Genomic DNA, 9,829 nt, shown 5'->3' on the forward strand with positions numbered 1-9,829 from the left:
CCTTGAACTCCAGAATGGAGTCGCGCGCGACATAATTGATCTTGCCTTCGGCGGGAAACGGTGTCGGCGCCGGCGGAACCGTCGGCTCGGAAGCGTATGCACTGAGTGCCGAGACCGAGACGCTCAGCGCCAGTCCGGCAGCAAGGCCGATATTGCGTAAATTCCTCACTGTCTCTCTCTCCCTCTTGTTGGTCCGGAGCGTTTGCACCCGCTCCGCCTCTCCTCGAATTCAAACGGCTTCGTGGCAGTGGATCCGCCTCCCATGGATCCACCATCACCGCATGAATTTCCAGCCGGCCCGTTTCAGCCGGCCCGTTTCAGCCGGCTTGCTTCAGCGCGGCTTTTTCGGCGCGCAATTCCTCGATCGAGCGAATGCTGCGCCGTGCGGCGCCCGCCCACTCGCGGGTCTTCACCTTGGATGTCGACAGCCGCTCCCTGGCGGCCGGAACCGCATGGGCGTATTGCGGCAGCCAGGCTGCCTGGGCGACGACCATTTCGTCGACCATCTGCCAGACCTCCTCCGGCGTCGAAACCGCGCCGACCAACGGGTCATGCAGCACGGCGAGCTTCAGAAGATCGATGTCGCCCGATATCGCGGCATGCACCGACATGCGCTGGACGTTGATCGAAGCGATGCAGGTGGCGGCGCAAGCCTCCGGCAACGTGATGCCGGCGGCCATGTTGATGCCGAAACGGTCGACGAAGCCCGGCGACTCGATGATGGCATCGTGCGGCAGGTTGGTGATCACCCCATTGTTCTTGACGTTGAAGTGGCCGCGATAGACGCGGTTGGTCTCCAGCGCCTCCAATATGTGGCTGGCATGCTCGTTGGAGCGTTTCTCGCGGTCGATCGGCTTGGACGCCGCTTCGAGGAACTGCGGATATTCCGTCTCGAACCAGTTGCGGGTTTCGGTGGAGTAGCGGAGATAGCCGCCGGTCTCGCCGTGAATCCAGTCGGACATATCGATCCAGCGCGTGATCTCGTCGGGACGTTTGCGGTACCAGGGCAGATATTCGGAAAGATGACCGTTGCTTTCGGTCGAATAGACGCCGAAGCGCTTCAGGACGTCGATGCGCAGCTTCTCCTGCCTGGAATAGACCGGATGCGCCTCGAAAGCGGCCACCAGTTCATCCTTGCCAATGGGGCGGCCGTTGAGGCGCAGATCGATGAACCAGGTCTGGTGGTTGATGCCGGAACAGACATAGTCGAGCTCCTGCGTGGACTTCGCGCCAAGCACCTCGGCGATCTGCTCGGCGCCGTGCTGGACGCCGTGACAGAGCCCGACAGTGTCGACCTTGCCGTATTCGATCGCCGCCCAGGTGTTCATCGCCATCGGGTTGGCGTAGTTCAGGAATTTGACGTTCGTCTCGGCGACCTCGCGTATGTCCTTGCAGAAATCCAGGATCACCGGAATGTTGCGCTGGCCATAGAGAATGCCGCCGGCACAGATCGTATCGCCGACGCACTGGTCGATGCCGTATTTCAAGGGAATGCGGATATCGTCGGCGTAGGCTTCGAGGCCGCCGACCCGCACGCAGCTGATGACGTAGCGAGCGCCTTCGAGCGCCTTGCGGCGGTCGGTGGTCGCCGTCACCGTGGTCGGCAACCTGTTTGCCTGGACGATCCTGTCGAGGATCGCCTTGATCATCTGAAGATTGTGCTCGCTGACGTCGGTCAGCGCGAATTCGATGTCCTTGAATTCGGGCACGCACAGGATGTCGGTGAACAATTTCTTGGTGAAGCCGACGCTGCCGGCACCGATGATAGCGATTTTGAAACTCATCAGCCGCACCTCATTCCATTTCGAATTGCAGGCAAGGAATGACAATGGGAGGCTCTAGCCACATGCCGCGACATGTATGCAGGACAAGCCGGAATCCGGCTCGCCAACCTCCCTGTCCGCTCCTTGACTGCGGATCTCTCTCGCTTTTCGATGGGGATTATGCGCTTATTCGCGAGCGCGACCAGAGAAGGATTATGCTTTCAGGGGTAATTTTGTGCTGCATGATTTGATAGAACACGGACAGTCCATGCGCACGATCTCGCTGCCGCGCGGCCGCCAGCGCCTGCACGCCATGCCGACGAGCACGGGCTACGAAGTGCGCGAGGACGAAATCTACGACTGGGACGGCCGCAAGCGCGGTCAGACACCGTTCACCGTGCTCCAGCACACGATCAGCGGGACTGGCCGGCTGCGCTACGAAAACCGCAACTACCGCTTGCAGAAGAACGACACATTGCTGGTGCTGGTGCCGCACAACCACCGTTACTGGCTGGCTGGAGATGAGCGCTGGGAATATTTCTGGATTTCGATGAACGGCGAGGAAGCGCTGCGCATCCACAAGTCGATCCTCAGCGTCTCGGGTCCTGTATTTCGGCTGCAGCCGGCGACAATCGATCATCTTGCCGATTGCAGCCTGCGCCTGATCAAAGGCGCCGCTTCGCCGGGTGCTGCTTCCGCGATAGCCTACGAGGCTGCGATGGCGCTCTATGACGATGTCTTCGGTTCCCATGCCTTCGCCGAAAAACTAAGCGCCATGCAGCCGGTCATCGATCACATCAACGCCAATCTCGACAAGCCGCTGCCGGTGGCGGACCTGGTCCAGATCAGCGGCCTCAGCCGAGCCCATTTCTCACGCTGTTTCGCCGAGAGCGAAGGCCTGCCTCCGGCCGAGTTCGTGCTGCAGCAGCGCCTGCAACGCGCGGCGAAGCTGCTGACCAAAGCGGATTTTTTGCCGGTGAAGGAGGTCGCCATCCTGTGCGGCTTCGAGGAAGCGAACTATTTTTCAAAGGTCTTCCGCCGCTGCTACGGCATCACACCGAGCCAATTCCGCACCACAGGCATGTACGCGAATTTGCGGACTCCGGCCAGGCGCGGCGTCAGGGCGTTCGATGACGAGACCTGACGCCGCCACGGTTAAACAGGCAGCCAACTAGGCAGCGCGCAGGCTGCCGCCGTCCAGCCATTCGAGATCGGCTTGCGAAAGCGTGATGTCGAGAGCGCGCAGGCTGTCGTCCAGTTCATCCAGCGTGCGTGGCCCGATCAGCGGGATGGAGGGGAAGGGCTGAGCGAGCACATAGGCCAGCGCAATATGGATCGGGCTCTTGCCCAGTCTCGCGGCAAGTTCGATCGCCCGGTCGCGGCGGCCGAAATTCCGCTCGGAGTACCAGACCCGCACCAGCTCCTCATTGTCTTGCTTGTCGCGACCCGCCCGATCGGTGAAGAAGCCGCGCCCTTGGCTCGACCAGGCGAAATTCGGCATCTTCCTGGATGTCAGCCAGGCCTTCCACGCATCCGTGGAGGACGTGACGCAGCCAGCCCAGATCGGCTCCAGCATTTCGGCCAGCGAGAAATTGTTGGACAGCGCACCGGGCTTTTGCTTGCCGGTGCGTTCGGCGTAGGCAATTGCCTCATCCATGCGTTCCATCGTCCAGTTCGAACCGCCGAACGGGCCGCGGATGCGGCCGGCCTTGACCTCGCGATCCATCGCATCGACGAATTCGCCGACCGGCACATCCGGATTGTCGCGGTGCATGAAGTAGACATCGACATGATCGGTCTGCAGGCGTTCGAGCGTCTGGTCGAGCTGCTTGCCGATCACATCAGGATAGCACAGCGGCGAGTGCGCGCCCTTGGCGATGACCACCGATTGCGCGCGCACGCCACGGTTTTTCAACCATTCGCCAAGCAGCTTCTCGGTATAGCCGCCGCCATAGACATAGCCGGTATCGAAGAGATTGCCGCCGGCCTCGAAAAAGGCATCGAGCAGGATCGAACCTGAGGAAAACGTACGGAAATCCTCGAAGCCGAGCGCCACCACCGATGCCGGTTTCGACAGGCCAGGAATGGTGCGCTTGGCGACCGCCGTGCCGCCGGACCGTAGCGGCCGGCCGGAGATGGTGTTGGTGCGCTGCTCGGCCTTCTCGATCCCGTATTCGAGGCCGGCTGCCGTCCGCCATTTGTCCAGCACACGCAAGGTGCCGAGGCTTTCCGCCCACGCCATGCCCGGCCAGGCGAATTCTTGGCCGCCGGCGCGGATCGCCTCGCCGGCTGCGTCGACCTCGAAGGAATAGACATGGCGCTTCTCGTCGACGCTGATGGTCTGGCGCGTACCATCGGAGGCGATGACGTCTATCCGGCCGAGACCGACATCGCGGTTGCCGCCGGCGAACCAGAAGTCCGGCACTTCGATGCGGCCCCTTGTGCCCAGGATGCGCAGCACATTGTCCTGGTTGAGCGAGATGCTGCAGGAGACTTCGGCGACAATGCCGCCGGGGAAATGCAGCAGCGCGGAGGCCCATTCGTCGACGCCGGACTGGCCCAGATGGGCGGTGCCGACCACCTTGTCTGGCTCGCTGAAGGGCTTTCCGACGGCCGCACCGGCAATCAGCCGGACCATCGAGACGGGATAGCCGCCGACATCGAGAATACCGCCGCCGGCGAGATCGTTGGCATAGAGCCGGTGCTGCGGCATGAAGCCCGGCATGGCGAAACCGAAGCTCGACTTGATCATCCTGATCTCGCCGATGACGCCGGACCTGATCAGCTCCACCAGCTTCTTGGTCTGCGGGTGCAACCGGTACATGAAGGCTTCGCCGAGGAATGTGCCGGCCTTGCGCGCAGCATGCATCATGGCGTCGGCCTCGAAGGCGGTCAGCGCCAGCGGCTTTTCGCACAGCACATGCTTTCCGGCCTCGGCCGCCTTGATCGCCCATTGCGCATGGCCTGGATGCGGTATCGAAATGTAGACGGCGTCGATGTCGGGGTCGGCGAGCAGCGCGTCGTAGCCGTCGAGGATACGGGCACCGGGAAAACGCTCGGCAAGCCCCGGCTTGGCGGGATTGCGTGCGCCGATGGCGACCAGCTTGCCGGTGTCCGAAGCGGCCACGCCACCGGCAAAGGACTGGGCGATGCTGCCCGGGCCGAGAATGCCCCAGCGAATGGGCGTGGTTGCGGTCATTGTCATTCTCCTTGAAGGCTGGAAAGGGCTGGCGGTCAGCGCAGCCGCAGTCCTTTTTCGTCGAACAGGTAGGATTTGCGGATGGAAACGGTGATCTCGGACGTGTCGGGGACCTTTGCCGCGTCGCGCTGGATCACCACGTCGTCACCGTTGGCCGTTCTGGCATAGAGGAAACTTGTGCCGCCCAGGTGCTCGATCACGTCGATGGCAACCACAAGGTCGGCGTCGCCTTCTCCGGCATTGCCGAAATGTTCGGGCCGCACACCGACAATGACCTTGCTGCCGATTTTTGGGCTGCCTATTTCGGGCGCAGTGCCAGTCAGCGGTAGCGTGATGCGGGTCTTCTCCTGGCCCGCCAGTTCGACCACGACGCCAGGTGCATCGTGCCCGACAACCCGGCCTTTGATGAAATTCATCTTCGGCGAGCCGACAAAGCCGGCGACGAACTGATTGTCGGGGTTGTCGTAGAGATCGAGTGGCCGGCCGATCTGCTCGATATGGCCGGCGCGCATCACGACGATCCTGTCGGCGAGCGTCATCGCCTCGGTCTGGTCGTGGGTGACATAGATCATTGTCGTGCCCAGTTCCTTATGGAGCCGGGAGATCTCGACGCGCATCTGGACGCGCAATTCGGCGTCGAGATTGGAGAGCGGCTCATCGAACAGAAACACCTGCGGTTCGCGTACGATGGCGCGGCCGATGGCGACGCGCTGGCGCTGGCCGCCTGAGAGTTTTTTCGGGCGCCTGTCCATCAATTCGCTGATGCGCAGGATCTCGGACGCCCGCTTCACCCGCCGTTCGGTGTCGGCTTTTGGATTGCCGGTCATGCGCAGGCCGAAAGAGAGGTTCTGTTCGACGCTCATATGCGGATACAGCGCGTAGGACTGGAACACCATGGCGATGCCGCGGTCGGCCGCCTCGACATCATTGACCACCTTGCCGCCGATGGCGATTTCGCCGCCGCTGATGTCCTCGAGCCCGGCGATCATCCTGAGCAGCGTCGATTTTCCGCAGCCGGAGGGGCCGACGAAGACGACGAACTCGCCGTCCTTGATGTCCATGCTGGCGCCATGGACGACCTCGAAGACGCCGAAGCGCTTGACGACATTGGTGAGCGTGACCGTTGCCATGCTGCCCCTTACTTGACCGCGCCGGCGGCAATGCCGGCGATGAAATGGCGCTGCAGCAGCACGAAGACGACCAGCATCGGCACCGTCAGCATTACAGCGCCCGCCATGATGCCGCCCCATGACACCTTGGTGAGGCCGATCAGCGTGCCGAGCGCCACCGGCGCCGTCATCGAACCAGGCTGGCTGTTGATCAAAAGCGGCCACAGATAATTGTTCCAGGAGGCGAGGAACAGGATGATGGCGAGTGCGGCCAGCATCGGCCGCGCCAAAGGCAGCGCGACAAAGAGGAAGATGCGCCACTCCTTCACGCCCTCGACGCGCGCCGCATCGAAGAGGTCGTCCGGCATCATCGAAAAACTCTGCCGCATGAACAGCACGCCGAGCGAATTGAACAGCGGCGGAACGATCAGCGCCACCCAGGTGTTGGCGAGCTTGAAGTCGCGCGCCACCATGATGAACTGCGGGATCAGCACGACCGCATAGGGCAGCGTTATGGTGCCCAGTATGATGGCGACGACCGCGCCCTTGCCGAAGAACTGGTATCGGGCCAGCGCCCAGCCGGCCATCGACGTCAGCAGCACCGACAGGATGGTGTAGGTCACCGCCACCGAGACCGAAATGCCGATGGCGCCGACGAAGTTCGTGTCACGCTGCAGATTGTTGAAATTGTCGATGAAATTGCCGTGCGGCAAAAGCTCGATGCCGGGGCTGAAGATGCCGTTGTCGGGCATGGTCGAGAACACCACCATCATCCACAGCGGAAACAGCCAGATCAGCGCCAGCGGCGTCAGGAACAGATGCAGAGCGATGCTGCGTCCCAGCCTGGCGGAGGAGCGCGAACTCATTTCGGTTCCCTCGTCAGCCACAGCTGCGCCAGCGTGATGGCGATCGCCAGCCCGGCCATGGTGTAGGCGACGGCCGAGGCGTAGCCGAAGTTGAGCGACCGAAAGCCCTGGCGGTAAAGCAGCAGGCCAAGCGTCTCCGTGCCGCCGCCCGGCCCGCCGCGCTCGGTGATCAGGAAGGGCTCGGTGAACAGCTGCATGGTGCCGATGATCGACAGCACGAGACAGAACACGATGACCGGCTTCAGCAGCGGCAGGGTGATGTAGAAGAACTGCTTGAGCTTGCTGACGCGGTCGAGCGTCGCCGCCTCGTAGACGTCTTCGGGAATGGACTGCATGCCGGCGAGCAGGATGATGGCGTTGTAACCGGCCCAGCGCCAGGTCACCGCGATCATGATCAGCGCCATCGCCGGCGTGACGTTGGAGAACCAGTCGATCTTGGGCAGGCCGACGCTGTTCAGGAGCTTGTTGATGATGCCGAAATCGAGGTTGAACATCAGCCGGAACACCGCCGAATAGGCAACCTCGCCGACCACGACCGGGGCGAAGAAGGCGAAGCGGTAGAGGCCACGCGCCTTCAAGAGCGGCGAGTTCAAAAGCACCGCCATGACGAGCGCCAGCGAGATCATCACCGGCACCTGGATGACCAGGATGAGCAGCGTGTTCTTCAGGGCGTTGAAGAAGGCCGGATCGCCGATCAACCGGCCCCAGTTGAAGCTCGGCGCGAACCGCCACGGCACGGTGCGCGTTGCCTGGAAGGAGATCATGAAGGAGCTGATGATCGGCCACACCCAGAAGATCGCGAAGATCAGCAGATAGGGCGTGAGGAAGCGATAGGCCGTGGCGTTACGATTGCGCATCTTGCTCCTCCTTCTACCGCTTGTTGTTTCACGCCGTCGCCTGGGTCTTCCCTTCTCCCCTTGTGGGAGAAGGTGTCGCCGAAGGCGACGGATGAGGGGGTGTTCCAGAGAACGCAAACGTCTCACTCCGCTGGAGCACCCGTCATCCGTCTCGGCGCTATCGCGCCGATCCACCTTCTCCCACAAGGGGAGAAGGAGAAGCGGTGATCAAGATTTGACGGGCAGTCCGGTCGCCGCCGCGATCTGGCTTGCGGCATCGTCGAGCGCCGCCTTGGCGTCAGGATAGCCGCCGGCCAGATACTTGGTCTGCACGGCGCGGACGATGATTTCGGCGTCGCTCTGGAACTGCGTGCCGCGGCTCGGAACAACCTTCGGCAAGGTGCCGAGAATGTCCTTCCATACCGCCTGGCCGCCCCAGTAAGACAGGCCTTGTGCGACATAGGGATCGTCGAGTGCCGAGACCAGGGACGGTACCAGGCCGAACTCCTTCAGCATCGTGATCTGGCCTTCATTGGTTCCGAGCGTGTATTTCAGATAGGCGTAGGCAGCCTCCTTGTTCTTGGAAGCCGAGGTGATGGCCAGCGAGGACCCGCCGAGATTGGCGGCGCGCGGCCCGTCGGCGGTGAGGCTCGGCATCAGATAGACGCCCCATTTGCCGTTTTCGCCGGCAGATTCGGTGCGAATGGTGCCCTCATACCAGCCGCCATAGATCTGGGTGGCGACGGTGCCGGCGGTGTTGTTGGTGATCTTGGTGCCCCAGTCGGCCGACGAGATGATGCCGGCGTCCTTCATCTCCTTGACCTTGGTCATGGCATCGATGCATTTGGGCTGGTTGACCGTGATCGATTGTCCGTCCTCGGAGAAATAGGCGCAGCCCTGTTCGTTGGAGATCATGCGGAAGAATTCCGAGTCGCCATTGAAATCGGCATTGGTCATCGAGACGCCAGGATTGGCGGCCTGGATTTTCTTGCCGGCGGCGATGAAATCGTCCCAGGTCTTGATCGAAGCCGGATCGACGCCGGCCTTTTCGTAGAAGTCGCGGCGATAAAAGGCGGCCACCGGGCCGGAATCCCACGGCATCGCGTAGGCCTTGTCGCCCACTTCCAACTCGGTGCGCTTGAAATCGGGGAATTTTTTCTGGTCGTCGGCTGTGTAACCGAGCGTATGCAGGTCGACGAAGCAGTCGGGGAACTGGCTCCAGTAATTCTCGGCCTCGCCGTTCTCGATGGTGACGACATCAGGCAGCCCGACGCCGCCGGCGGCGCAGCCGGCGATCGACTTGTCGTAAGTCGGCTGGTTGCCGAGATCCTGGACCGTGACCTTGACGTCGGGAAATTGCTTGTTGAAGCCGGCAATGGTCGCTTTCAGCGATGAAGCCGCGACATTCCAGCTCCAGATGGTGATTTCGCCGGATTGCGCGAAGGCCGGGGCTGAGCCCAGGGCAAGCGCGAGCGCGGCGCAGGTCATTGTGATGCGCATTGAAATCCTCCCATTTCATTTGCTCTCTCACTGTGAGCGTGGCTAGACTATGCACCGGGCAAGGCCTGTCGCCGTCAAAGGGAATATGAAATTGGCGGAAAGTAAGATGCCTGAACGGCCGTTCTACCAGCCTGGGGCCAGCAGCGTGGAAGGCCTGCCGCTGCTCCTGCAGATGTTTCACACCAATCCGTTGGTGATGCTCAAGCCGCATTGGCACGCCCAGGTCGAGGTTAATTTCATCGTGCGCGGCAGCGTGCATTACCGCATGAACGACCACGAGATTTCGCTTTCGGCCGGCGAGATGTGCCTGTTCTGGGGTGGCCTGCCGCACCAGATGGACGATTTGTCCGACGACGCCATCTATGCCGGAGCGCATCTGCCGCTGGTGCATTTCTTCCGGCTGCACCTGCCCACGGACATAAGGCACCGGCTGATGACGGGCGCAACACTGGTGACATCGGCCACCGACCAGTCCGACAACCATAATTTCGAGCGCTGGAACCGCTACGCCCGGTCCGGCGACCAGGCCAAGGCCGAACATGCCGTCAACGAATTG

At 62.0% G+C, this 9,829-nt stretch carries 8 protein-coding genes; 2 read left to right on the top strand and 6 right to left on the bottom strand.

Features of this window, described 5'->3' with window-relative positions:
• Positions 1-317: 317 nt before the first annotated feature.
• Positions 318-1,784 carry an alpha-glucosidase/alpha-galactosidase gene (locus ENZ75_RS10240; protein WP_063170465.1) on the bottom strand — a complete coding sequence of 489 codons (1,467 nt, stop codon included), beginning with the start codon at positions 1,782-1,784 and terminating at the stop codon, positions 318-320.
• Positions 1,785-2,031: 247 nt separating this feature from the next.
• Here ENZ75_RS10240 and ENZ75_RS10245 point away from each other — a divergent pair, with 247 nt between their 5' ends.
• Positions 2,032-2,907, top strand: a complete 876-nt coding sequence (locus tag ENZ75_RS10245; RefSeq protein WP_082826649.1) for an AraC family transcriptional regulator — start codon at positions 2,032-2,034, stop codon at positions 2,905-2,907.
• A gap of 27 nt (positions 2,908-2,934) precedes the next feature.
• Here ENZ75_RS10245 and ENZ75_RS10250 read toward each other — a convergent pair whose 3' ends face one another.
• The 5 genes from ENZ75_RS10250 to ENZ75_RS10270 all read right to left on the bottom strand — a co-directional run bounded on the left by ENZ75_RS10250 (position 2,935) and on the right by ENZ75_RS10270 (position 9,273).
• A complete protein-coding gene (locus ENZ75_RS10250; protein WP_063170039.1) occupies positions 2,935-4,962 on the bottom strand; it encodes an aldo/keto reductase in 2,028 nt (675 codons plus the stop codon).
• Between the two features lie 35 nt (positions 4,963-4,997).
• Complete coding sequence (ugpC, locus tag ENZ75_RS10255) at positions 4,998-6,092, bottom strand: sn-glycerol-3-phosphate ABC transporter ATP-binding protein UgpC (RefSeq protein WP_024504772.1); 1,095 nt, start codon at positions 6,090-6,092, stop codon at positions 4,998-5,000.
• A gap of 8 nt (positions 6,093-6,100) precedes the next feature.
• Complete coding sequence (locus ENZ75_RS10260; RefSeq protein ID WP_013530185.1) at positions 6,101-6,937, bottom strand: carbohydrate ABC transporter permease; 837 nt, start codon at positions 6,935-6,937, stop codon at positions 6,101-6,103.
• Complete coding sequence (locus tag ENZ75_RS10265; RefSeq protein ID WP_013530184.1) at positions 6,934-7,794, bottom strand: sugar ABC transporter permease; 861 nt, start codon at positions 7,792-7,794, stop codon at positions 6,934-6,936. The genes ENZ75_RS10260 and ENZ75_RS10265 overlap by 4 nt, the downstream gene beginning before the upstream one ends.
• 207 nt (positions 7,795-8,001) lie before the next feature.
• A complete protein-coding gene (locus ENZ75_RS10270) occupies positions 8,002-9,273 on the bottom strand; it encodes an extracellular solute-binding protein (RefSeq protein WP_063170038.1) in 1,272 nt (423 codons plus the stop codon).
• Positions 9,274-9,358: 85 nt separating this feature from the next.
• On the opposite strand from ENZ75_RS10270, the gene ENZ75_RS10275 reads away from it, so the two are divergent.
• A partial coding sequence (locus ENZ75_RS10275) for a cupin domain-containing protein (protein ID WP_206617025.1) occupies positions 9,359-9,829 on the top strand: 471 nt, incomplete at its 3' end.

It is taken from the genome of Mesorhizobium sp. M7A.F.Ca.CA.002.04.1.1 (genome assembly GCF_004022805.1).
In the GTDB taxonomy this organism is placed as follows: domain Bacteria; phylum Pseudomonadota; class Alphaproteobacteria; order Rhizobiales; family Rhizobiaceae; genus Mesorhizobium; species Mesorhizobium ciceri.

Bases quoted from the DNA above. Each gene is read 5' to 3' on its own strand.
- ENZ75_RS10240 (WP_063170465.1), bottom strand. From the start codon at position 1,784: ATGAGTTTCAAAATCGCTATCATCGGTGCCGGCAGCGTCGGCTTCACC.
- ENZ75_RS10245 (WP_082826649.1), top strand. From the start codon at position 2,032: ATGCGCACGATCTCGCTGCCGCGCGGCCGCCAGCGCCTGCACGCCATG.
- ENZ75_RS10250 (WP_063170039.1), bottom strand. From the start codon at position 4,962: ATGACCGCAACCACGCCCATTCGCTGGGGCATTCTCGGCCCGGGCAGC.
- ugpC (WP_024504772.1), bottom strand. From the start codon at position 6,092: ATGGCAACGGTCACGCTCACCAATGTCGTCAAGCGCTTCGGCGTCTTC.
- ENZ75_RS10260 (WP_013530185.1), bottom strand. From the start codon at position 6,937: ATGAGTTCGCGCTCCTCCGCCAGGCTGGGACGCAGCATCGCTCTGCAT.
- ENZ75_RS10265 (WP_013530184.1), bottom strand. From the start codon at position 7,794: ATGCGCAATCGTAACGCCACGGCCTATCGCTTCCTCACGCCCTATCTG.
- ENZ75_RS10270 (WP_063170038.1), bottom strand. From the start codon at position 9,273: ATGCGCATCACAATGACCTGCGCCGCGCTCGCGCTTGCCCTGGGCTCA.